The following is a 21678-nucleotide window of genomic DNA, read 5'->3' on the forward strand; positions in this document are numbered from 1 at the left end:
AGGCGCTGTCGTGGCTGATTCGGAGACCTTCGTGATCGTCGGTGCCGGCATGGCCGGCGCCAAGGGTGCGCAGGCGCTGCGCGATCTGGGGTTCGACGGGCGCATCGCACTGCTCGGGGACGAACGGCACCGCCCGTACGAGCGCCCGCCGCTGTCCAAGGCGTACCTGATGGGCAACGCCGACTTCGCCAGCGCTTACGTGCACGACGAATCCTGGTACGCCGACAACCGGGTGGACCTGCAGCTCGGGGTGTCGGTGCGGCGGATCGACCGGGCGCTGCGCCAGGTCGAGCTCTCCGACAACAGCCGGATCGACTTCGACAAGCTGCTGATCGCGACCGGTGCGCATCCCCGTTCGCTGCCGGTGCCCGGGATCGACGCCGACGGCGTCCTGTACCTTCGCCGGGTCGAGGATTCCGACCTGATCAAGCAGACCCTGAACGACATCGAACGGCTCGTGGTGGTCGGCGCGGGCTGGATCGGGCTCGAAGTCACCGCCGCCGCGCGCGAAGCCGGCGTGGCCGTGACCGTCGTCGAGACGACCGAGCTGCCGCTGCTGCGGGTGCTCGGTCCCGAAGTGGCCGAGGTCTTCGCGGCACTGCACCGGGACCACGGCGTGGACTTCCGCTTCGGCGCCGCCGTGAGCGAAATCCTGGTCGACAGCGGCCGGGCGGTCGGGGTGCGGCTGAAGGACGGCGCCGAGGTTCCGGCCCAGGCGGTGCTGGTCGCGGTCGGCGTGGAGCCGGACGTCGCGCTGGCCAGGGACGCCGGGCTGCGGGTGGAGAACGGCATCCTCGTCGACGCCTCGCTGCGCACCGGAGACCCGAACATCGTCGCGGCCGGCGACGTGACCAACGCGTTCAACCCGTTGCTGGGCAAGCAGATCCGGGTGGAGCACTGGGCGAACGCGCTCAACCAGCCGGCCACCGCGGCGGCGTCGATGCTGGGGCGCGACGGAAAGTACTCGGAGCTGCCTTACTTCTTCACCGACCAGTACGACCTGGGTATGGAGTACCTCGGCTACGTCGACCCGGACGGATACGACCAGGTGGTGTTCCGCGGGGATGTCGAAGCCCGCGAGTTCATCGCCTTCTGGCTAGCCGAAGGCCGAGTCCTGGCGGGCATGAACGTGAACATCTGGGACGTGCAGGACCAGATCAAAACCCTGATCACCTCGGCCACGACGGTCGACACGAACCTCCTGGCGGACCCGGAAACCCCACTGAACGAACTGATCGCCCGCTGACGGTCGAGCGCCGGACCGGCGTCAGAGCTCGACTGCCCACCGGTGCTCGCTGGTCGGTTCGTCCAACCACACCTCGTGGGTACCGTCCACCGTGATCGTGAGCCCGTACCGGTCAGGCGACGGGAGACCCGATTCGAGCCACCGGGCGTACGCGGCGTCGGCCTCGTCCCAAAGCCTGCGCGGACCGAGCTGGTAGACCTTGAAATCGGCCCCGCGTGCCATGACCACGCGCGCCCACGACGCGGAACGGACGTCGTGCAGCTCGATGTGCCGGTGATCGGCGTCGATGTCCTCGACGGTGAGGTAACAGCTCGGGACGCGAAGCCCGATGGTGAACGCTGCGTGCGAGAACTCCGTCATCTCGAAGAGTTCCCGTGCGCTTCGGAGGGTTGTCCCCTTTTCGGCGCCGGATATCTCGGCGTCGGACGGGCCGAGGAATTCGCGGCGCTGGTCGCGAACCCGCATGAACCGAAGGTTCTTGCCGCATCTCCCCCACGCCGAACCGTCCCCCGGCACGGTGAGCCGGAGAAGAGTGCCGTTGCAGTAGTCGGTGCCCCACGGCGTCACGATCACGCCGCCGGGAACTGCCTGCTCGATCCAAGCCCGGGGGACTCGGCGCACGGAAGCGGTGGCGATCAGCCGGTCGTACGGCGCGCGATCCGGGTAGCCTTTGGTCCCGTCCGCGGTCACCACCACGACCGCGCACCCCGCGCCGATCAGCGCTCGGACCGCCTGCTCGGCGAGCTCGAGATCCACCTCGAGCGAGGTCACCTGGCCGTCGTCGCCCACGCGCTCGCGGAGGTTCGCCGCGTTCCAGCCGGTTCCCGTGCCGATCTCCAGCACCCGATGGCCGTCCTCCACCTGGAGGGCGTCGAGCATGTCGGCCACGAGCGACGGCTTGCTGCACGAGCTGCTCGGCTGAAACCCGACGGCTCCGGGCCGGGTCTTGCCGTCGTCGACCTGCGTGATGATCGGCTCGTCGGCCTCGACCAGTTCTCGCCACCGCGCCCCGTCGGTCTTCCTGGACACCGAGACGAACCCGCCCGTGACGGGGTCATCGACCCACACCTCGGGCGGGATGAACCGATCGCGCGGTACACCGAGCCGTTCACGCCAGGCGGTCACTTCTTCGTGTCGCCTTACTCGTCGTCGCCTTCGTGCTTGTTGCCGTCGTCCTTATTGCCCCAGTTCTCCCACTTCTCCGGTTGGGCTTCGCCCTGGCCGTCGCGGTCCACGTCCCGCTTGCCCATTCCGACCTCCCAATCGATCAGGCCCTCGTCGCAGCGCGGGCCAATTCACCGAACGTTGCGGCGCCGTCAATGAGAGCACGTCGGTGGGGCGGATTTTCCTGAAAATGCAACAGGATCACTCTTTCGAGGCACATTTTGGCAGCAACGCTAGGCAAAACGGCTCACCGGAATAGCACAACCGCCTGAACCCCAAGACCGTCAGGATACCAGGGAGCGGCTGACGAAGGTGGCGATCAGGTCATCCACGTTGAACGGCTCCAGGACTTCGGGCACCGTCAGATGTTCCACGATCAGGCCCGTCATCGCGTAGTAGAGCAGCACCGTCGTCATGTCGTCGCCGGGGATACCCGATTCTCGGCGACCCTCGATGTTCGCGTTCAGGTTGGCTCGCAGGGTTTCCGTCAACGCCGCTTGGAGCTCGGGACGCCGGGTCGCTTCAAGGCGCAGTTCCAGCAGCGCGAGCCAGCCGGTGCGGTCGTCCGAGATGTGGTGGAACAGCGCGCGCATCAGCTCGGTCAGCAGTTCCACCGACGGCGCCTGCTCGACCGAACCGTGCTGCGCCGGGTCGATTGCCAGTCGTTGGTGGATGTGCGCGCCGACCTGGTTGAGCAGGTCATCGCGGCTGGCGAAGTAGTTCGACGCCGTGCCCTTCGGCACCCCGGCTTCCGCGTCGACGGCGCGGAAGGTCAGGCCGCGCGCGCCGTCGCGCGCCAGCACCTCGATGGCCGCGTCAACCAGGGCCGTTCGCCTTGCGGGGTTCTGCACCATCGCTCCTCCAAAGACCCACTTGCAACCACTCCACACATAGTACTACATTTGAAGCACGACACACGAAGTGGTTCTTGTTGGAGGCATCCATGCGAAAGCTCACCTACCTGGTCGCATCGACCATCGACGGCTTCATCACCGGCCCGGCCAACGACAACCCGGACTTCTTCCTGCACGAAGGCGACCACGGCACCTTCATCCGCAAGGAGTACCCGGAAATCATGCCGACGCACATCCGCCCGCTGATCGACCTCACCGACGCGCCGAACAAGCACTTCGACACGGTCCTGCAAGGACGCGGCAGCTGGGAAATCGGTGTGCGGGACGGGATAACGAACGCCTATCGGCACCTGCGCAGCATCGTGTTCTCCCGCAGCATCACCGAAAGCCCGGACCCCACGGTGGAATTCGTCGCCACCGACCCGGTCGAATGGGTCCGGGAGCTGAAACGGGAAGAAGGCATGGGAATCTGGCTCTGCGGCGGCGGAAAGCTCGCGGCGGCGCTGCGACCGGAGATCGACGAAATGATCATCAAGCTGCACCCGGTGGTCGCCGGCGCCGGAATCCCGCTCTTCGGCGGCGATTTCGCCCCCGAGCAGTACGACCTCGCCGACACCCACGTCTTCAACAGCGGCGTGACGCACCTGACGTACACCAAGCCCTGACCCGCCGCGGCGGGTCAGGGCAGGTGCTGGAGGAGGTCCACGAGGCGGTCGGGGGCGCGAAGCGGCGGGTAGTGGTCCGCGTCGGGTATGACCTCGCGGCGGGCACCGGGGATTTCCGCGACGAGCCGTTCGGCGATCGCGCAGATCTCCGGATGGTCCCAGCGATAGCCGCTCACCGAACTTCCGATCAACGCGCTGCAGGGCCCCGAGGCGGACGGGCTCGAACAACCAGGAGGAAGCTGCCGAATCTGTCATTCCGCACGTAGAAGCGCGGATGGGACGGATCCCCACCGATATCCTCGTGAGTGGCCATACCGGTTCTTACCGGAAAACTCGCTCACGACCCCACGATGCAGACCCCGCTGACCGAGCAGATCACGTCCGATCAGGGCTGGTACGGCGCGTACGCGGACAAGACCGCGTTGAAGCGCTGGGCGAACGCCGACGAGATCGCCAGCGCTGTGGTGTACCTCGCCTAGGAGGCCGTCTCGTACGTGCCGGGCAGCCTCCAGCTGGTGGAGGACGGCTGGTCCACTGGTCACAGCTACCGTCCTCGGTCGCGGGGTGTTCAAGCGTGACGTATTGGCGTCGGTTGCGGGACTGGACTTAGTGGTCGAGTTCGTAAGTCCTTCGGGGGTTGATCATGCTGCCAGTGCGGTGGAGGATTCTGTCTGATGATCGGCGGTGTGCCGATCGAGTCTGGCCAGCAGATCGTCCAGGTCGGAGGTGGTGAACTTCCACTGGAACGGCTGTGCTGTGGCGTTGTAGCGGTTTTCGAAGGCTCGAAGCCGATCCCGGATCTCGTCGAGGTCGGTGAAGTCGTTGGGTGAGACGACCTTGCGCTGGACGATCGAGAAGAAGATCTCGATCTGGTTCGTCCACGAGGCGTGCACGGGGGTGTGGACCATGACGGCGTTCGGAAAAGCCTTGGTCAGGCGGTCGATGGCCTTCTGCCCTCGGTGAGAGGAGCCGTTGTCGACGATCCAGAAGACACGCTTGGCACTGGCGTACGGCTCTTGGCTCATGACCTGGGCGACCAGGTTCATGAAGGGCACGATGCCGGTGGTGGGTTCGGTACGGCCGAACACCTTGGCCTGGTGGACGTCGTAGGCGGCCAGGTAGGCCAGGGCGCCACCGCGGTCGTATTCATGGTTGACGCGCATCGCCCTGGCCTGGCCGGGGGCCAGGGTGGGGTGGCAGCGGCAGCGGGCCTGGATGGAGGTCTTCTCGTCCGCTGAGATCACGTACTCGTCCTCGCCCAGCGGGACCTCGCCCCAGGTGCGGGCGTACAGGTCCATGATGCGGCCGGCCTTGGCGCGGAAGTCCGGGTCACGGATGAAGATCCACGACCGGTACTGCCAGGGCTTGAGCGCGTCGTCGGCCAGCCAGCGACGCACGGTGGAGACGGAAACCGATCCGGCGATGGCCCGGGCGACTACCTCGCGGGCCAGTTCCGGACATGACCAGCGCGATAACGGCGTGCCGGTTTCGGCGGGCAGTTGGCAGGCCAGGGCTTTGGTCTCGGCGACTTGCAACGCGGTAAACGACGGCGGGCGGCCGGTGCGTTTGCGGTCGGACAGCCCAGGCAAGCCGTGTTCGGCGAACCGGCTCCGCCAGGTCCGGACCGTGTCGAGATGCAGCCCCGTCTCGCGGGCAATGCGCGCATTGCAGCGTCCGCGCGCCGCATGCCGGATGATCTGCGCGCGCAGCCGCAGCCGGTACTCGGTCTTGTGGCCCTGGGCCATCTTCTTCAGCCGCTTGCCCTCGGCGGCGGTCAGGCTTATCGGACGGGCCAGGGCAACGGGCATCAGATGGGGGCCAATCGAGAAGAAGTGGATCATGACAGCCCGTATCCTGCCGTGTCCCGGCCCTGCTGCCCATCGGGCAGGATGGCTGTCATGCCCACACCCCCGGAGTCCACCAGGCTCTCGCTCGAACAGCGTCTTGGCGAGCACGCCCGCACTGCCTGGCCGCAGATCAGGCGGCTGCACGTCCGCCACCGCGGAGCCTTCGCCTACGTGGAAGCGGAGCTGGCAGACGGCGAACAGGTCAAGCTGATGCGTCTGCGCTACGGCGGAACCGCCAGCAGGTGGGGCTTCGCCCTCTACTACGCCAGCAGCGACCGCTACGAGGACTCCCTCCTGCCCACCGGCGGCATCACCGGCACCCCCGAAAACGCCCTCGACTGCGCCTGCCAGCTCCACCTCTCCGCACCCGACATCTGACCGGCCGACACACACAACACCGGACCTGAAGTCAACCCCCGAAGGAATTCTGAAACGGACCACTTAGGCCGGGGTTCTCCCGCTTGTGCACAAGTCGCTGCTTGACCACTCGCGCGCTCGACGAGCTCGAAACTGACCACAGCAGTGGTCGATGGTTCCGGGTTCGATTTTGTGTCGGCGCCCAGGTAATTCAGTACTGCCTGGGCGCCGCGAGCGGGATCCTCGCGGAGAGCCCTACACCTTTCCGTGTCCGGTGCCGTCGAACTGGTACCCGTCATCGGGAACGAGACGGGTCAGAAGTCAAAGACCGCCGTCACCGGCGCGTGGTCCGACCAGCGCTGGTCATAGCTCTCAGCCTTCTCCACGTATGCATCCGTGCAGCGACTTGCCAGGCCGAGCGAACTGACGAGGTAGTCGATACGCCATCCGGAGTCGTTGTCGAAGGCCTTCCCCCGGTAGGACCACCAGGAATACGGGCCAGGGCCTTCCGGGTGGAGGCGGCGGACCACGTCCGCGTAACCGCTCTCGAAGACCTCCGTCAGCCAGGCCCGCTCCTCCGGGAGGAAGCCCGCTTCCTTCTGGTTGGACTTCCAGTTCTTCAGGTCGATCTGCTGGTGAGCGATGTTCCAGTCGCCGCACACCAGCACCTCGCGGCCTTCCGCCGCGGCGCGTTCCTGCAGGTCACCCAGGTACGCACGGAACTCCTTCATGAAGCGTTCCTTCTCGTCCTGGCGCGGGGTGCCGACGTCGCCGCTGGGCAGGTAGAGGCTGGCCACCACGACGCCCGGCAGGTCGATCTCCGCGTACCGGCCGCTCTCGTCGAACTCCGCCGAGCCGAAGCCGATGCGCACCGCCGCCGGCTCCGCGCGGCTGTAGATCGCCACCCCGGCGCGGCCCTTCGCCGAGCTCGGGGCCAGCACGGTGTGCCAACCGGCGGGTTCCCGGACCTCGGATGTGAGCTGGTCGGCCTCCGCACGGGTCTCCTGCATGCAGATCACGTCGGCTCGCGTGGCGGCGAGCCACTCCACAAAGCCCTTCTTGGCGGCGGCGCGCAGGCCGTTGACGTTCACGGTCGACACCGTAAGAGAACCACACATATCGCGATCCTAAGAGGCGGGCGCCCTGACGAGAGACCAGCCTCCGAAGCGGGCGGATCAAGTAGCGCAAGGCTACTGGATACCTACCGAAGCCAGCCCCAGGGGGACTGTACCCAAAAGCGTCCAAGCTATGTCCACATCGGACATCGACTATTGACACCTAAGTGCCAATAGACCACTTGACCTGCAAGGACAAGGCTATCCATCACTATTCAATAGATTCACGAATGGCGAGTCGAAAGGCTTTGAGTCGGTCAATTGGCAAATATACTGGTCACAGCCTCGCCCACGTAGAGACATAAACGCGAAGGAGCGCCCTTCATCAAGGCGACGTGAGGCGCCGTTTCACGACACTTGACTTCGGACGCAATTCGGTTCGCGTCAACTCTGTTCGGCGGGGGTGACCATTGGCCGCCTCCCCGATCACCGACTCGGACCGGGCTCGCGTGCGCGAGCTGCATGAGCAGGGCAAGACCCGCAACGACATCGCAAAAACCTGGGTCGCTCGCCCTCGACCGTGAGCCGCATCGCGCGCGGGCTCGGTCTGACCTTCGACCGCTCCAAGACCGCCGCCGCGTCCGCCGCCAAGGCCGCCGACAACCGGGCCCGCCGCGTCGCGCTGGAATCCCGCGCCCTGTCCCGCGTCGAAGCTATCTACGACCGGCTCGAAGACGGCCGCTACCGGTTCACCGCAACCACGGTGAACGGCATCGAGACCAGCACCCTCGACCACGTGCCCGCGCAGGACGAGCGGCCCCGTCCGGCGCTGCTGCGGCGCACATCGCCACCGCGGCGAAGCTGGCCGAGACCAACGCATCCGGGCAGGCCGAGGCCGCCCGTTCGATGCTCAGCAACCTCGCCGAAGCCCTCGGCGTTGCTAACCCTGCTCGATGACGTCTTCCGAAACATGCCGCCTCCTTTCAGCACGAATGTCACCAGCTCGGCCCCTTGCGGGAGGGCTCACGAGGGGGCTCACGGATCGCAAGGGGGCTCGCGGCAGCCAGGGCAGTAGGTCGGGGGTGTCGCAGCGATGACGGACTTGCCGCTGTCCGAACGTCAGATCGAGTCGCTGCGGGAATCCTCGGCGCGCGTGAACATCTGGTCGGGTGCGATCCGGTCCGGCAAGACCATCGCGAGCCTGCTCCGCTGGCTGGTATACGTCTCGCACGCACCACGTGGTGGACAGCTGGTCGTCGTCGGCCGCACGCGGGATTCCGCCGCACGCAACGTGTTCGCGCCGCTGCAAGACCCGTCGCTGTTCGGGCCGCTGGCCGACCAGGTGCACTACACCAGCGGGGCGCCGACGGCGTCGATCCTCGGCCGGACGGTCTACGTGCTCGGCGCGTCCGACGCGAAGGCCAGTACGTCGCCATCTGCATGCTCGTCACCGGCTGGACCACCCCACCCCGCCTGTCGAGCACGCCCACCGGAACCGGCGCGCAGCTACTCATCGGCGAACAGCCCTACTCGGTCTACCAAGGCGGACAGACCTTCCCGCCGCCCACCTCGCTGAACATGACCGAATCCAAGTGGACCCGCAGCAACCAGCTGTTCTGGTTCGCCCTCGCCTAGCCCTGACTTTTCATGGCGGTCGGTGAGCGGGTGAGGGGGTTGGGTTTTGCTGTGGTGGGGCTGGTTTTCGCGGCCTGGGCGTGATGGTTGCCCGGCTGTCGGGCCGGGTGGCCGGGGGTTCCACGGGCCCCGGGGTCTTTCTTGGGTCGTAGGGGCGGGTTGGCGCTGGTTAGGGTGCTTGTGGCAGGGCGGTGATGCGCTGCCAGGCGCTCTCGATCTGGGTGGCCCAGGGCCAGGTGCGGGGAATTTTGAGTCGTCGTCGGCGGCCGCCGCGGACGAGGCGGGCCGCGGTGTGCAGGATGCGGTAGCGCAACGTTTTCGGCTCGGCTTTGGCCAAAGCGCCGTCGAGGGCGAGGAGTTTGAGCCAGGAGAGCAGGATGGCGGCGGTCATGGAGGTGGTCAGCCAGGCGGTGTTGATCGCGAAGTCGCGGGAGGGGAATCGGCCCAGGCCGGTGTCCTTGCCGGTGCGGATGCAGTCCTCCACCCGGGCGTGCACCCGGTGCGCGGCGTCGATGTACTGCGACTGCCCCAGCCACCCCTTCGTGGTCTCGGGACGGTTGGTGACCCACAGCGTGTAGCGCCACCCGTCTTGGGTTTCGAACAGGGTCAGCTGCGCCCCAGGATGGGGACGTTCGCGACGCGCGAACACCCGCATCTTCTCCGGCCAGGCGGAGAGTTGGTCGCCGCCTGGTCCCTGCCGCAGCAGCCCGGTCAGCTCGGCCACGTGGGCCTGCTCGACCCAGCAGCGGGCGTGTGTGCACCGGGGGTTGTCGCAGGCGTCCTCGGCGCGTCGCTCACGCAGCTGCCCGCGCGGCCCGATCGCCTGCACCCACGCCCGCTCGGGCACCAGCCGGATCGCGGTCTTCTCCCGCTCGGTCAGCGCCCACCCCACCGAGTAGATGAGCTGGTATCCGCGCCGGGACGCGAGCTTGTCCAGATGTGCGATGAGCTCGTGACTGGCGCCGGCACCGTCCACAGTGACCATCAACCGCCTCCGAAACTGTTGTGGCAGCGCGGCAATCGCACTATCGGTGATGGCGATGTGGTCCTCGGCTGTGTTGCTGCCGGCCGAACCGCGGCGCAGCATCCACGCCAGCGGTTCACCCCCGGTGTTGTCGCAGTAGGCCTGCAGCGGGTGATGGCCGAACCCCTTGAAGTTCGCCTCCGCCCACTCCTTGTCCGAATGCGCGTCAGTGACCGTCGCGTCGATGCGGACGCAGGTCACCCCCTCCAGGGTCTTGTCTGCGATGCGCACCCCGGGAAGCGTGCCGTGGCGTGTCACGATCTGGTCCCACGCATACCGGCGGGCAGTGTTCACTGCGGCGGTGATCTTCTTCGCCGTGTGGGTTCCGCCGTCGGCGATCTCTTCCAACGTCCGCCACGCGGTGGGCACCGACGCCACCGGCCCGAACAGCTCCCGCTGGTCACCCATCACCCGGAAATCGCTGATCGCCCGCGCCCCGTCGGCGATCGCGCACGCCACATCCGCTACCACCCGGCCCCGGTTATGCACCAGCAACCGGGTGCCGGCCAGCGCCTTCGACAAGCCTGCGGTCAAACCCGTCTTATCGGTCAACCCGCGCAGCAGCGCAAGCCCGGCGTGCGACACGATCCCCTCACCATCAGCGGTGACTTCCAAACCCCGCGACCACCCAGTAGCCTGCACCTCGAAAGTGCTCCTCACCTTGGTTGCGATACGGACGTCAGACACCCGTATCCTCCCAGGTCAGGAGCACTTTCTGTGTTCAGGCACGCCGCAACACAACCGACCCACATGAAAAGTCAGGGCTAGCCACCGTCGGACGGCGGAACAACAAGATGCCGGATGCCCTCGGGATCCACCGGCGCTGCACACAGCGGTATGACCATCGTGGACCCGCCCTCCATCCTCGTGGGCAGCACGGTAGACGGGCACCGCACGGCGGAGAGTTGCGCGATCGGCTCGTCGAGCTTGACGACAGTCGACCGCTCAGTCGGGCCTGTCCCCTCCGTCGCCAGCGACACACCGATGAGCAGTGCTCCGGCCGCCACGGTCCCGCCCGTCACCACCGCGACCGCCTTCCCGAGCTTCAACCCTCGCTCCTTTTCCGCATGATCCACCTGCACCATCGCCACACCGCCCTGTCCCGTCACACCCTCAGGTACGCCCATGCCCGAAACCTCCGCCGACGTCGCGCTCAGCTACGTCCAACGCGAACTGGCCGGCATCCGCACCGAACTGTCCGACCTGGCCGCCGAGATGCGCGCCCACGTGGCCGCCCACGGCCCCCGAGTCGCCGTCGCCGAGCACCGCCTCGACCAGATCGAAGGGGACATCACCGAGATGCAGACCGCCCGCAACAGCGAACGCTCGCAGCGCTGGGCGCTGTGGATTGCCGTCTTGGCCGCGCTACTCGGCTGGGTGCCCACCCTCATCCAGAACAGCGGGAGCTGACATGACCTGGCGCGTAGCCCGCTCACTGGAAACGCTGCGGCAGCAGTTCAACACCGCATTTCCCCAACGCAGCAAGGAATCCGACGGCGGTATCGGCGACACTAACCACCAAAACCGCACCAGCGATCACAATCCCTGGGTCGGCCCGGCCGCCGACGGCCTGATGCTGGTAACCGCCCGCGACTTCACCCACGACCCGGACGTCGGCATGGACATCGACCGGCTCACCGACGAACTCGCCGCGAGCCGAGACAACCGGATCAAGTAACTGATTGCCAACGGGTGGATCCTCGACACCCGCCCGCAGTTCAACCCGTAAACGTGGACCCCTACAGCGGAAGCAACCCGCACACCAAGCACTTTCACATCAGCGTGCACGCCAACGTCACGCTCGCCGACGACCCCCGCCCCTGGAATCTGCCCAGCTTCGACAGCAAACCCGCACAGGAAGGACCGGATTTGACCCCAGAACAGGACCACATGCTGCGCGACATCCTCCAGCAGCTCACCGGCAGCCGGAACCCCGGCCAGTTCCCCGGCTGGCCGAGCAAGGTCGACCCCGGAGTCTCCCTGACCCCGGTCGACACCATCCGCTACATCGACAAGCACCTCATCGAGATCCGCGACCAGCTGCCCGCGATGATCTCCGACGCCGTCCACCAGGCGCTCACCAACGGTGTCGTGCGCGTCGACGTCAACGTCAACGACCAGACACCGGAGTCCGCCCGTGCCTGACCAGCTCCGCGCCTGGCTGCGCACCACCGTCCCCGCCGCCTGGTCCACGTTCGTGGTCTGCCTGGCCACGCGCGGAGCCCCGGCCTGGCTCGTTGACGCGCTCGGCGACGCCGGACCAACCCTCGTCGTGCCGTTCGTGCTCGGCGCGGTCTACGCCCTGCTGCGCTGGGCCGAACCGCGGCTACCCGCACCGATCGCGCGGGTCCTGCTCGGTTCAGCTCGACACCCCACCGGACTCGGCGGACGAACCCGACGTCGGGCGGCACCGCACCGCCTGACACACCGAACCCCTGCATCCCTTTGGTCCACCGGAAGGGGTGCGGGGGCCTTTTCTGTTCTCTATGCGGTCGACGACGTGAAGAGATCCGGTTCGGGCTGTGGCGGGTCTGGACCTTCGGTGATCTTCAGCCCAGAGACAGCCCCGTTGATCTTTAAAGGGTTGTTATCACGGGTATACAGGGCTGCGCAGCCCCAAGACAACGCTGTAGCCAGGACGGTAGCGTCGGGTCCTTTGATCTTGTGCTCGCTGGTCAATTTCGCCGCTTGACGCGCGAGTCGTTCCGTAAGGTCTGCGATCCAGTAGCCACTGTCCAGTACCCAGCGTTGAACAAGTTCCACGCGCTCGCGTCGGGCTTCAAGGCCGCCATGATCACCGTTGAAAACCCCAGTCCCCGGAACCTCTGCGAGCACGATCGCTGGCAGCACCACTCGGTGGCGGGCGCCGTCTTGTTCCAGCACCCATCGGGCATTTCGTTGCCGATGTTCATCTTCACCGGTAAGAAAATCAACGATGATGCAGGTGTCGACGACCACGCGTGGCAACTCGCTAGTCACGTTGACGCCTCACCCACTCCACCGGGTCCAGCCCGCCTGTCCAACCAGGCCCAAGGATGCCCGCGACATCGTCAAGCGTGACGGCGACACGTGATTCCTCGAAGACTTCGATGCCTGCAATGCTGATCGACCGGACTCGGTCTTCAACATCTCGTCTCACCTCGCCCCACACCTCAACCTCATGGTCGAGGGCTGAACGAACCTCAGCTGTCAGGTGAGCGGGAAAGTGAACATCCACCACATGGCCCGTTCGGTAGTCACGCAACCCAGCCGAACGCTTGGCATCGTTGTTATAGCGATACAACTTGCCGCGGACCGAACCGAGCGAAGGCGGAGGCGGTGCGATGCTCTGTCGCGCATGCTCGGCCAACACTCCGTCAATCGCCGTGATCGCTTCGTTGATGCGCAGGCCAACACCTTCGACGCCGCGCCGCAGTCTCACGTGCTCCAGTTCGACAAGGCCGGTGACGCTCTCGATGCCCCAACCAGCAGGAATCGTGGCAGAAGCAGATAGCGTCGTTAACCCCTCATTCACCGTGGCTACGCGATAATGGTCGCCGCGAACGCTGATGTGGGCGCTGCCCACGGACAGACCGGACACGCTGAAGCTTGCTGGGCTGTCACTGGCGATGCCTCGGAGGATCTTGTCCACAGCCATGATCGCTTCCGCGACCGCGCGAGGATCGATCGCCTCGTGCGCGCCGTGAAGGTTGATCTGGATTTCGTCCTGGCGCATGTCGTCGACCCTCCTCCCGAGGTCAAAATTATGCCTTCTCGCGGCTTGCTGGTCAGCCTTTACGAGACGATCGTCGCTTCGAGCCGAAGGGGTTCACTCCCCTGGACTAAGTCAAGGCGCCCCCCGCATCCTTCCGGTTCGCCGGTCGGGTGCGGGGCGCGTTTGCCGTTCCGAGCACTTCACCTGATCGGACTGACCGGCTGCATGCATTCGGGGCACGCAGCACTCATACTAGAACCTGAGTTCGACAGCGTCCGCCCGGAGCCGTCCTGGAAGCGCGGCGACGATCGTCGCTTCAGGAAGCCGCGACCGGGGTGGACCTTGCCCGCGTGTTCCCTCGCCCAGCGGGGATCCGCCCCTTTCTAGAAGGCTGGGACGTTGAGGCCGTCGTCCCCGCCGAGCAGACTGCTTGGTTGCGCACGACGACCGGCGGGTGGATCGCCGAACGAGTCGGGTTCGTACGACTCGTGGTCGTACTCTTGCTGCGCGGGCTCGGGGGCCTTCTTGAGACCGATTTCCCGGTATTCGCGCTCGCCTTGCTGGGCCAGCTTCCGGCGATCCTCGTCGCTGAGCGACTTGATCTTCTGCATGCCCTTCTGCACGCCGGCCGCAAGGAACTTCCCGAAGGCCGGATCTCGCAGAGCCTCCCGAGGGTTGGACGCGCCGCTGAGCACCTTGCCCGCGAGTGCACGGATGTGCGGGTCGGGCGAACGTTCCTGAATGATGCGGAACCGGTCTTGCAGGTGGCGGGCGGCGTTCTCGTCACCCCTGGCGAAGCCGAGCAGTGGGCTTGGATCCGTCATGGTCCCACGTTCTTGTTGTCATAGGCGGCTCCGGGCAACGGCACTTCGGTCATGCCGCGGAGAGAGGACAGCTGTCCTCCGACGGTGCCGGAGAACCCGTACACGGCGGCGATCATCTTGCCGTGCAGGTCGACGACCTTCAACCACGTGCTGTCCGCCTTGAAGGCCAGGTATCCCGCGATGGCGCCACCCACGACCAAGCCGACGCCGGTCTCCGACAGCAGCGCGGTCGCGGCGAGGTCCAGGGCGATTCCGATGAGGATGTCGGCGAGCATTTCGAGGGTTGACACGATGGCTTTGCACGTCGCCCAGACGCCATAGGCGGTGTTGTGGTACTGCGTTGCGACGGATGCGATGGCCTCAGCGTGCTTGCTAAGCGCCTTCGACAGCTGCGCGAAGTAGCCCTGTGCTGCATCGGCGGCCTCGCCGGCCCAGCCCCCGGAACATCTCGGCCGTTGCGTCGTCGATGTTCTTCGCGAGGGCGTGCTCGAACTCGACCAGGTTGTTGAATGCTGCTTCGGCTTTGGCCATGCCGTTCCAGTCACCCGCGAACCACTTCGCGGCCTCTTCGGCTGGATTGAAGCCGAAAATCTCGTTGATGACGATCAACAGCCAGTGCGACGGTGACGCGTAGTCCGGGATGCTCATGATTTCGTCGGCAAGTTTGGGGATCGGCTCCTTCGGCTCCGGATTGGAAAGCATCGCCGCCGCGAAGACGGGCTCGACTGACACAAGTTCCCCCTAGCTTGTCTACTGTGGATACTTCTGGTCAAGTTGTTCGGCTTGTTCCTCGTCCATTCGCTGATACACGTCTGCGGACGCCTGCAACTCCCTGCCAGCCCCGGACAACAGCCCGGTGAGATGCGAAAACGATGCTCCAATGGCCTCCGTAACTTCGCGATGCCGGTCCGCGACATTGGCGAAGATCACGCCCGCCTGCGAATCAAGATTGACGCTCACCCGCGCATAGTCCACAGCTACGAAAGCGGACTCGGAGTCTCCGGTCATCACCGCAGCACAGTCGCGTAACAGCGGATATTCTACGTGGAATCCCATTTCCCCTCACTCCACGATGGATGTCAACAAGAACCCGGCGAAAGCCAACGCGACCGCCCCAAGTTCCAGCACGAGCACGGAACGAACCTTCGTTGCCCGGCCGCCGCAGTAATGCGCCACGATCCCCGCGACACCCAACACGGCACCAAACACCGGGAACGGCGAGAACCTGCCGACCAGTACAAGCACGGCATTCAACGTCGCCATTCCGGGAAGCACGTACAGCCCCCAGTGAGCACGCCGCCAGTCCGCCCGCCGATCGATCACACGCTTTCGCGCTGCAGAGTCCGGGTCGGGCGTGGTTCCAGTCGGCATGAGTCCTTCCCTGCTTTCAGAGCAGCACGAGACAGGCCCGTCCCCAGGAACCGAGACGGGCCCGCTCATGCGCTTCTACGCTCTCAAGCACCGAGGGTGCACTCCGTATGACAGCCCTTACTTGGGAAGCCGCGGCTCGATCTGGCGGGCGATCTTCTCGGCCTCGCCGCACTTGTCGGAGACCGAATCGGGCTTTGCCTCGGTGACGTCGACGAGCACGACACCGCCGCCCGCGTCGAGGACGATCGAGCAACCGGCGTCGACCGCACCCCCGCCGCCTTCAACGGCGCGGGCAGCGTTGCGACCGTTGATGCTGAATTTCTCGTACTTGTCCCAGTGACCGTCGGACTCGTACTTGCTGACGGTCTCTTCCTCGTTCTTGTAAAGGGTGAGCAGGATTTTCTCGCCCGTGTAGCTGCAGCCCGGTTCAAAGCTCAGCTGCTCTGCCTTCTCGCCCGGGCCCTCAACACCAGCGACGCTCAGATCTTCCTGCGTGAAGAACGCGCAGGTGTCGAAGTTCTTCAACCCCGACCCTGCCGAACTCGATGTCGGGGTCTGCTCCGTGGTGGTCTTACCGTTGCCGCCAGCGGTACCACCAGAGCACCCGGCGAGGCCGATCAACACCAAACCGGCGGTCGCGGAGATCAGGGTCCGAGAAAGTGCGGTCACTGGATACCTCGCTGAAAATCCTGGGCGATCTGGTCGTCGGTCGCACGATAGTCCCTTGCAGCAGCGCGGAAGGCGTCCGCCTGTTCCTGCAAGACCTTCTGCATCTCCTTGATCAACGGCAGGGCCCCGGCTGTTTCGTGTTCAGCCTTGTCAGCGAACCGTTGCGCCAGTTGCTGACCATCGGGGTATTACCCAAGCCCGTCACGCGGCCAAGCTGCCTGGCATCCCGCATGAGCACAGCTAATTAGTTCCTGGACCTCTTCTTCAGCGCGCTTGGCGGCCTTCTCCGCAACCTCTGGGTCCAAGGAAAGCTTGCCAGCACTGACCTGCTGGTTGATCCATTGCGTCTTGCCACGGACGGCCTGCAGACCTTCCAGCGCCGCCTCGAAACCGCCCTGAGTCACAGCTACCTCTCCCCCTGGCTTGTCGATCAACCAGGGGGATGCTAACGCGTGTCGGCACCCCCCGTGGGGCTGCCATCGGATGACCGGCCTGGTGGGCCCAAACTCGAACAACGCCATCCCCCAGGTCCACGTGGCTCGAGATTCGTAGGTTCGGGTCATGCCTGGTCAACCGCGCCTTGTGAGCAGCTCGGAGCTAGCGCGTGAACTTGGCGTCACTCGCCAAACCGTTGCGCGCTGGGTTCGGCGCGGCGTGATTCCCGCAACCGTCACAGCAGGTGGTCAGGCACGGTTCGACGTGGAACAGGCGAAAAGAGAGCTGCGCGAGCACACGCGGCGCGACGGCGCCAACGACTAAGCGCACGTACACCTCACCAGCTGTCGGTTCGCCCGCTGCACAGCACAGCGCCCGCCCGGTACACGACCGGGCGGGCGCTGACGCACGCCTCTCTGGGATCTGCTCAGGCCGCGTTTTGCTGACTCAGTGTTTCGCAGAGGCAGTTGTGTATTTTGAACACGTTCACGGTCGACACGGTCAGCACGCCAGCGAGGGTAACCACCGGTACCGACGATCAACTCGCCGGTCACCCCGCCCCGCCGGAAGGCGTTCAGCGGCTCGCCGGGCCCGCCCGCCCACCACGTCGCCACCCGCACCAGGCCCGGCTCGAGCACGTCGAGCCCGCCGAAACGTCGGCAACCCACCGCACGCCCATCTCCGGTTTGTGTCATGCCACTCCCCAACCCCATTGCCTCCCCGGCGCTGACCAGCTTTAGGTGATCAAGCATCGAGAGCGTTGCAGGTGGGCAGATACCGCCAATCCGGGTAAGGCACTCGACCTGCGGCTGGATTCCACTACTATCCCTCCGCGTAACGTTCAACCGCTGGATCGCGACAGTGGATCGTAGAGCCCATTCCACAGGAGGTTTCGCGTGGCCCCGGACAGTGCCACGGGAAGCGGCCCCACCGCCCGCCGTCTCGTGCTGGGCAGCCAGCTGCGCCGACTGCGCGAGGCGAGCGGCATCTCCCGGGAGGACGCCGGATACGCCATCCGCGGCTCCGGATCGAAGATCAGCCGCCTCGAACTGGGCCGAGTCGGTTTCAAGGAGCGCGACGTCGCCGACCTCCTCAACCTCTACGGGGTGACCGACGAGTCGGAGCATGAGTCCTTTCTGGACCTGGTGCGCCGTTCGAACGAACCGGGCTGGTGGCACCGCTTCAACGACCTGATGCCGTCGTGGTTCCAGGACTACGTCGGCCTGGAGGAATCGGCCTCCCGCATCCAGACCTACGAGATCCAGTTCGTGCCTGGTCTGCTGCAGACCGAGAAGTACGCCCGCGCGGTCGCCATCCAGGGCCGCCCCGAGTTCCCGGCGGACGAGCTCGACCGGCGCGTCCGGCTGCGCATGCAGCGCCAGAAGCTGTTCATGCAGCCGAAGGCGCCGCGGTTGTGGGCGGTGATCGACGAGTCGGTGCTGCACCGGCCGATCGGCAGCCGGGAAGTGCTGCGCGAGCAGATCCAGTTCCTGCTCGATGCGACGGCGATGTCCGCGGTGACTCTGCAGATCCTGCCGTTCGAGCTCGGCCGGTCCGGCGCGGAGGGCGCGTTCACGATCCTGCGCTTCGCCGAGCCGGAGCTGCCGGACATCGTCTACCTGGAACACCTCTGCGGCGCGCTGTACCTGGACAAGCCGGACGAGGTCGAGGTGTATAGCAAGGTCAGCCACCGGCTCGCGGTCGACGCGCAGACCCCGGAGGAGACCCGCAAGACGTTGCTGCAGGTCCTGAAGCGCAGCTGACGTCCAGCCGCCACCGCCGGATATCCCCCGGCGGTGGCGTTTTGTGCCCGAATATCGGCTCAGGATATCCGTGCACTAACGAGTCACCGTCAAGGCTACGAAACTAACCCAAAAGAGTGATCAAGGTCTCATTGAGATGCACGTGCATTCAACCGTGCATCTGCACCTGCTAATTTGGTGCACCATCATCTGCACGTGCAGATGATCGTGCAGCGTTAGTCGGGGAAGGGTGGGGTTCGGATGACGAACATCCAGAACGGTATGCCCGCGCAGCAGCTTCCCAACGCGGTGTGGCGAAAGAGCCGCCACAGCGGAGCGGTGGGCAACTGCGTCGAATTGGCACCGTTGGTCGACGGCGGGATCGCCGTCAGAAACTCGCGTTACCCCGAGGGTCCAGCACTGGTCTACAGCCGGGATGAGATCGCCGCATTCCTGCACGGTGCCAAGGACGGCGAGTTCGACGACTTGATCGTCTGACCAGCCGCGCCGACACTCCGCGCGGAGCCACGGTTGAAGCCCTTGACGACGAAACTCGGTGGCGCCATGAACGAGATTACCAACGGCCTGCAAGCCCTGGTAGCCCACGACTTCCAGTTCGCGCACCCTCGCGACACCAACGGCGACCTGGTCGCCGTGGTGGGAATCCGCGTCCATCACGGGGTTTTCGACATCCTGCAGCTCTTCGGCGAGCACGACGCCGACGCGGCGCGGATCCCCGGTGACGAGCCCGACGTGCTCTTCCCGAGCAAGGTCCTGTGGCGCACCACCGGCCCGGCGCGCGAGGTGATCGCCGAACTGCTCGCGCTGTCCGAGCCGACCCCGGAGCTCGGCGGCCAGCCCAAGGGCTGCTGGCTGCCGACCAACGCGGGCCGCTCAGCCTGGCTGGCCGCCTCCGCCTGAGCCACCGCGGTGGACCGCCCAGGTCCCGCCGCTCCAGACCTCGCCCCGACCCCGGCGTTGGGGTCCTCTGTGGACCATGCCCCGGAGCCGGGTCCCCGAACCGATCGAGTTCCCGCGTGACGGCGCCCCGGCGCGGGAGGTCGCTGCTGCCCGTCTGCCGGAGCCCGTCGAGCACCTGCCGGATCTGGGGAAGCAGATACCTGCCCCTGCCGGAGCATCTTGACCATCCGCAACGTCGCGGACGTCGATCGGGCTGAATATCCGGTACTTGGTGCCCGGCTCGCGCACGGGCGCCAGCAGACCAGCGGATTCCCACACCCGAAGGCGGCCGGTCTGCTGAGGTACCTGCAGCACTTGCTGGTCCTGGACCACGACCTCACCGACCTCCCGGACCGGATGCGAACCCAAGCCCACCGGGGCCTATCGGCAACCCACTCCGAGCCCGCAAGGTCCGCGACCTGCGCCGCCGATGAGTCCACGCAGGACTCGGCGCCGACCCGTGCAGGCGTCGGCGCCGAGCGCAGGTCAGGGGAGTCTGTACATGGGGTTGGGCAGCTTCACGCCGCGTTCGGCGTGGCCGCCGGCCAGGTCGGACTCCTGGTCGCCGACGCTGAGGATGATCTGGTAGCCCTGCCGCTCGATTTCGGCGCGGGTACCGCTCTTGTACGGCACCACCGACGGCCGGTGGTCGTCCGTCGGCCGCAGGTACAGGGCGTCGGGCTCGGGGTAGCCCTCCTCCTCGAGGTCCAGCAGGCTGGCCTCGCGCATCTGCGGGCTCTCCCTCCGGCCGGTGACGAAGAAGATCGCGACGCCGTGGGAGTCCGCGAATCGCGCCAGGTCTCTCGTCGCGGCGATCCCGACGGGCCCGCGCGCGAGCACGTACTCGTCGGACGACTCCCTGTCGAAACCGAAGTTGATGTCCTTCGCGTACCCGTAGGTGGACACGCTGGTGTCGTCGATGTCCAGCACGATCGCCGGTTTCGACACGCCTTGCTCCAGGCGCTTGGCCAGGTAGTCCTGGCCGCGCCGGTCGGCCTGGGCGATGTCGGCGTCCCACCGCCCCGAATCGTGGTAGTCCACGATGGACTCCTTGAGCTCCGTCAGGTTCGGGGGTTCGCCGGCCTTCGCGACTTCGGCGCCCTGGGCAGCGGCGCAGCCGGTGGCGAGCACTCCGAGCAGAGCGAAGGACGAGGCAATCCTGGGGAGTGCGGAGGACTTTCGATCGGACACGATGAGGAATCTCCTAGCGGCGGGGACTAATCCGGCAGCCCGGATCCGCTCAGCACGCGGTCGAGCACGGAATAGGACGCTTGCGCACCGGAGTGTTGCACGCTGCAAGCTCCCACGCGGGTCGCCCGACGCACGGCAGGGGGAAGCAGACCGCCCTGGCTGAGGCGGCAAGCCACGGTTGCGGCGAAAGCATCACCCGCTCCGGTGGAGTCGACCGCATCGACCGTGTTCGCTCCGTTCTCCGAAACGGATCAACGCGGTGCCGGTATCCGCTTCGACGTCGCGATGGGTTTGCGTGGTGTCGACGCCGTCGGCGCGCAGGGCTGCCAGCAGCGTCTCGCCGTGCGCGTCCGCACCGACCCACCAGCGCCGTCCGGGCGCCGAGCCGTGCGGCGGCGACCGCCTGGTTGGCGCCCTTGCCTTCCGCGCTGATGGTCAACGCGGCGGCCTGCACCGTTTCGCCCGTCAGCGTGAGGCGGAACACGCGTGCGGTCAGATCGATGTTCAGCGAGCGTTCCGTCGGTCGCCGAGCACCCGATCGCGCTGCTGCGGCGGCTGACCTTCCGGGTCACGGTCAACACCGACAACCGGCTGATGAGCCAGACCTCGATGACCAGCGAGTTCACGGAGCTCGTCGAGCACTTCCACTACGCGCTCGACGACCTGCAGTGGTTCACGGTGAACGCGATGAAGTCGGCCTTCATCCCGTTCGACCAGCGCCTCGCGCTGATCAACGAGGTGATCAAGCCCGCTACGCGGCCCTGCGCTCGGAGTCGCTGCCCGGTCCCGCCAACCACCAAGCCACCAAGCCACCAAGCCACCAAGCCACCAAGCCACCAAGAAAATCAAAACAAACCAGGGATTGACTTAGGAAACTCACGGGCGCTAAGCTCGCCGACCGCTCACCCGGGACAGCACGGTTCGCCGGGACGCCGAGTCACAAGA

At 66.1% G+C, this 21678-nt stretch carries 31 protein-coding genes and 2 pseudogenes; 14 read left to right on the plus strand and 19 right to left on the minus strand.

The annotated features are described in order from the left end of the window. Positions 1-10 precede the first annotated feature (10 nt). On the plus strand, positions 11-1246 hold the full coding sequence (locus tag ACRXBZ_RS15320; protein ID WP_433879697.1) for an NAD(P)/FAD-dependent oxidoreductase: 1236 nt from the start codon (positions 11-13) through the stop codon (positions 1244-1246). Between the two features lie 21 nt (positions 1247-1267). Here ACRXBZ_RS15320 and ACRXBZ_RS15325 read toward each other — a convergent pair whose 3' ends face one another. Then, the gene (locus tag ACRXBZ_RS15325) at positions 1268-2371 is read right to left on the minus strand and encodes a methyltransferase domain-containing protein (protein ID WP_433879698.1); all 1104 of its coding nucleotides are present in this window, start codon (positions 2369-2371) and stop codon (positions 1268-1270) included. 323 nt (positions 2372-2694) lie between these two features. Next, complete coding sequence (locus ACRXBZ_RS15330; protein ID WP_433879699.1) at positions 2695-3264, minus strand: TetR/AcrR family transcriptional regulator; 570 nt, start codon at positions 3262-3264, stop codon at positions 2695-2697. An 89-nt stretch (positions 3265-3353) separates the two neighbouring features. On the opposite strand from ACRXBZ_RS15330, the gene ACRXBZ_RS15335 reads away from it, so the two are divergent. After that, the gene (locus tag ACRXBZ_RS15335; RefSeq protein ID WP_433879700.1) at positions 3354-3929 is read left to right on the plus strand and encodes a dihydrofolate reductase family protein; all 576 of its coding nucleotides are present in this window, start codon (positions 3354-3356) and stop codon (positions 3927-3929) included. A gap of 14 nt (positions 3930-3943) precedes the next feature. On the opposite strand, the gene ACRXBZ_RS15340 is transcribed toward ACRXBZ_RS15335, so the two are convergent. Continuing rightward, positions 3944-4105 carry an alpha/beta fold hydrolase gene (locus ACRXBZ_RS15340; RefSeq protein WP_433879701.1) on the minus strand — a complete coding sequence of 54 codons (162 nt, stop codon included), beginning with the start codon at positions 4103-4105 and terminating at the stop codon, positions 3944-3946. A 174-nt stretch (positions 4106-4279) separates the two neighbouring features. On the opposite strand from ACRXBZ_RS15340, the gene ACRXBZ_RS15345 reads away from it, so the two are divergent. After that, positions 4280-4408, plus strand: a complete 129-nt coding sequence (locus ACRXBZ_RS15345; protein ID WP_433879702.1) for a hypothetical protein — start codon at positions 4280-4282, stop codon at positions 4406-4408. Between the two features lie 162 nt (positions 4409-4570). On the opposite strand, the gene ACRXBZ_RS15350 is transcribed toward ACRXBZ_RS15345, so the two are convergent. Beyond that, on the minus strand, positions 4571-5770 hold the full coding sequence (locus ACRXBZ_RS15350; RefSeq protein ID WP_433879703.1) for an IS630 family transposase: 1200 nt from the start codon (positions 5768-5770) through the stop codon (positions 4571-4573). Between the two features lie 57 nt (positions 5771-5827). Between ACRXBZ_RS15350 and ACRXBZ_RS15355 the strand changes: the two genes are divergently transcribed. After that, positions 5828-6154, plus strand: a complete 327-nt coding sequence (locus ACRXBZ_RS15355; RefSeq protein WP_433879704.1) for a hypothetical protein — start codon at positions 5828-5830, stop codon at positions 6152-6154. A gap of 293 nt (positions 6155-6447) precedes the next feature. Here ACRXBZ_RS15355 and ACRXBZ_RS15360 read toward each other — a convergent pair whose 3' ends face one another. Then, positions 6448-7251: an exodeoxyribonuclease III gene (locus ACRXBZ_RS15360; RefSeq protein ID WP_433879705.1), complete on the minus strand. Its 804-nt coding sequence runs from the start codon at positions 7249-7251 to the stop codon at positions 6448-6450. A gap of 517 nt (positions 7252-7768) precedes the next feature. Here ACRXBZ_RS15360 and ACRXBZ_RS15365 point away from each other — a divergent pair. Beyond that, the gene (locus tag ACRXBZ_RS15365) at positions 7769-8263 is read left to right on the plus strand and encodes a hypothetical protein (protein ID WP_433879706.1); all 495 of its coding nucleotides are present in this window, start codon (positions 7769-7771) and stop codon (positions 8261-8263) included. A gap of 18 nt (positions 8264-8281) precedes the next feature. Then, positions 8282-8764, plus strand: coding sequence for a hypothetical protein (locus tag ACRXBZ_RS15370; RefSeq protein WP_433879707.1), 483 nt, complete (start codon positions 8282-8284; stop codon positions 8762-8764). A 228-nt stretch (positions 8765-8992) separates the two neighbouring features. Here ACRXBZ_RS15370 and ACRXBZ_RS15375 read toward each other — a convergent pair whose 3' ends face one another. Together ACRXBZ_RS15375 and ACRXBZ_RS15380 are read right to left on the minus strand one after the other, a co-directional pair. After that, positions 8993-10534, minus strand: coding sequence for an IS1380 family transposase (locus ACRXBZ_RS15375; RefSeq protein ID WP_433879708.1), 1542 nt, complete (start codon positions 10532-10534; stop codon positions 8993-8995). Between the two features lie 77 nt (positions 10535-10611). Beyond that, on the minus strand, positions 10612-10974 hold the full coding sequence (locus ACRXBZ_RS15380; RefSeq protein WP_433879709.1) for a hypothetical protein: 363 nt from the start codon (positions 10972-10974) through the stop codon (positions 10612-10614). Between ACRXBZ_RS15380 and ACRXBZ_RS15385 the strand changes: the two genes are divergently transcribed. Genes ACRXBZ_RS15385 through ACRXBZ_RS15395 form a run of 3 tightly spaced genes read left to right on the plus strand, consistent with a single transcriptional unit; the run spans position 10973 to position 11992 of the window. After that, positions 10973-11257 (plus strand): hypothetical protein, encoded by a 285-nt coding sequence (locus tag ACRXBZ_RS15385; RefSeq protein ID WP_433879710.1) that lies wholly within the window; start codon positions 10973-10975, stop codon positions 11255-11257. The two genes, ACRXBZ_RS15380 and ACRXBZ_RS15385, sit on opposite strands and share 2 nt — an antisense overlap. A 1-nt stretch (position 11258) precedes the next feature. Continuing rightward, entirely contained in the window at positions 11259-11525 is a 267-nt protein-coding gene (locus ACRXBZ_RS15390; protein WP_433879711.1) for a hypothetical protein, read from the plus strand. Positions 11526-11578: 53 nt separating this feature from the next. Beyond that, a complete protein-coding gene (locus ACRXBZ_RS15395; RefSeq protein ID WP_433879712.1) occupies positions 11579-11992 on the plus strand; it encodes a hypothetical protein in 414 nt (137 codons plus the stop codon). Between the two features lie 339 nt (positions 11993-12331). Here the strand turns inward: ACRXBZ_RS15395 and ACRXBZ_RS15400 are convergent, their stop codons facing one another. From ACRXBZ_RS15400 to ACRXBZ_RS15440, 9 genes are all read right to left on the minus strand, one after another. Continuing rightward, positions 12332-12826 carry a type II toxin-antitoxin system VapC family toxin gene (locus ACRXBZ_RS15400; protein WP_433879713.1) on the minus strand — a complete coding sequence of 165 codons (495 nt, stop codon included), beginning with the start codon at positions 12824-12826 and terminating at the stop codon, positions 12332-12334. Further along, positions 12819-13562, minus strand: coding sequence for a hypothetical protein (locus ACRXBZ_RS15405; protein ID WP_433879714.1), 744 nt, complete (start codon positions 13560-13562; stop codon positions 12819-12821). The genes ACRXBZ_RS15400 and ACRXBZ_RS15405 overlap by 8 nt, the downstream gene beginning before the upstream one ends. Positions 13563-13924: 362 nt before the next feature. Next, positions 13925-14365, minus strand: coding sequence for a hypothetical protein (locus ACRXBZ_RS15410; protein ID WP_433879715.1), 441 nt, complete (start codon positions 14363-14365; stop codon positions 13925-13927). Continuing rightward, complete coding sequence (locus tag ACRXBZ_RS15415; RefSeq protein WP_433879716.1) at positions 14362-14655, minus strand: hypothetical protein; 294 nt, start codon at positions 14653-14655, stop codon at positions 14362-14364. The genes ACRXBZ_RS15410 and ACRXBZ_RS15415 overlap by 4 nt, the downstream gene beginning before the upstream one ends. An 82-nt stretch (positions 14656-14737) precedes the next feature. Continuing rightward, entirely contained in the window at positions 14738-15097 is a 360-nt protein-coding gene (locus ACRXBZ_RS15420; protein ID WP_433879717.1) for a hypothetical protein, read from the minus strand. An 18-nt stretch (positions 15098-15115) separates the two neighbouring features. Continuing rightward, positions 15116-15421, minus strand: a complete 306-nt coding sequence (locus ACRXBZ_RS15425; RefSeq protein ID WP_433879718.1) for a type VII secretion target — start codon at positions 15419-15421, stop codon at positions 15116-15118. A gap of 6 nt (positions 15422-15427) precedes the next feature. Beyond that, positions 15428-15736: a hypothetical protein gene (locus tag ACRXBZ_RS15430; RefSeq protein WP_433879719.1), complete on the minus strand. Its 309-nt coding sequence runs from the start codon at positions 15734-15736 to the stop codon at positions 15428-15430. 117 nt (positions 15737-15853) lie between these two features. Then, positions 15854-16405 carry a DUF3558 domain-containing protein gene (locus ACRXBZ_RS15435; RefSeq protein ID WP_433879720.1) on the minus strand — a complete coding sequence of 184 codons (552 nt, stop codon included), beginning with the start codon at positions 16403-16405 and terminating at the stop codon, positions 15854-15856. Between the two features lie 188 nt (positions 16406-16593). Next, the gene (locus tag ACRXBZ_RS15440) at positions 16594-16839 is read right to left on the minus strand and encodes a hypothetical protein (RefSeq protein WP_433879721.1); all 246 of its coding nucleotides are present in this window, start codon (positions 16837-16839) and stop codon (positions 16594-16596) included. Positions 16840-16966: 127 nt separating this feature from the next. Between ACRXBZ_RS15440 and ACRXBZ_RS15445 the strand changes: the two genes are divergently transcribed. The 4 genes from ACRXBZ_RS15445 (at position 16967) to ACRXBZ_RS15460 (ending at position 19503) form a co-directional block, all read left to right on the plus strand. Beyond that, on the plus strand, positions 16967-17164 hold the full coding sequence (locus tag ACRXBZ_RS15445) for a MerR family transcriptional regulator (protein WP_433879722.1): 198 nt from the start codon (positions 16967-16969) through the stop codon (positions 17162-17164). Positions 17165-17736: 572 nt separating this feature from the next. Continuing rightward, complete coding sequence (locus tag ACRXBZ_RS15450) at positions 17737-18603, plus strand: Sco1979 family transcriptional regulator (RefSeq protein WP_433879723.1); 867 nt, start codon at positions 17737-17739, stop codon at positions 18601-18603. 240 nt (positions 18604-18843) lie between these two features. After that, a complete protein-coding gene (locus tag ACRXBZ_RS15455) occupies positions 18844-19080 on the plus strand; it encodes a DUF397 domain-containing protein (RefSeq protein ID WP_190821032.1) in 237 nt (78 codons plus the stop codon). A 66-nt stretch (positions 19081-19146) separates the two neighbouring features. Beyond that, positions 19147-19503, plus strand: a complete 357-nt coding sequence (locus tag ACRXBZ_RS15460) for a hypothetical protein (protein WP_433879724.1) — start codon at positions 19147-19149, stop codon at positions 19501-19503. A 525-nt stretch (positions 19504-20028) separates the two neighbouring features. Here the strand turns inward: ACRXBZ_RS15460 and ACRXBZ_RS15465 are convergent. The 3 genes and pseudogenes from ACRXBZ_RS15465 to ACRXBZ_RS15475 all read right to left on the minus strand — a co-directional run. Then, the gene (locus tag ACRXBZ_RS15465) at positions 20029-20733 is read right to left on the minus strand and encodes an HAD family acid phosphatase (protein ID WP_433879725.1); all 705 of its coding nucleotides are present in this window, start codon (positions 20731-20733) and stop codon (positions 20029-20031) included. 26 nt (positions 20734-20759) lie between these two features. Then, positions 20760-20909 (minus strand): hypothetical protein, encoded by a 150-nt coding sequence (locus tag ACRXBZ_RS15470; RefSeq protein WP_433879726.1) that lies wholly within the window; start codon positions 20907-20909, stop codon positions 20760-20762. Between the two features lie 233 nt (positions 20910-21142). Then, a pseudogene (locus ACRXBZ_RS15475) lies at positions 21143-21217 on the minus strand (hypothetical protein); the annotation flags it as partial. 29 nt (positions 21218-21246) lie between these two features. Between ACRXBZ_RS15475 and ACRXBZ_RS15480 the strand changes: the two are divergent. Continuing rightward, positions 21247-21599: pseudogene (locus ACRXBZ_RS15480) on the plus strand (hypothetical protein); the annotation flags it as partial. Positions 21600-21678 lie beyond the last annotated feature (79 nt).

Source organism: Saccharopolyspora hattusasensis (assembly GCF_050972075.1).
GTDB lineage: Bacteria > Actinomycetota > Actinomycetes > Mycobacteriales > Pseudonocardiaceae > Saccharopolyspora > Saccharopolyspora hattusasensis.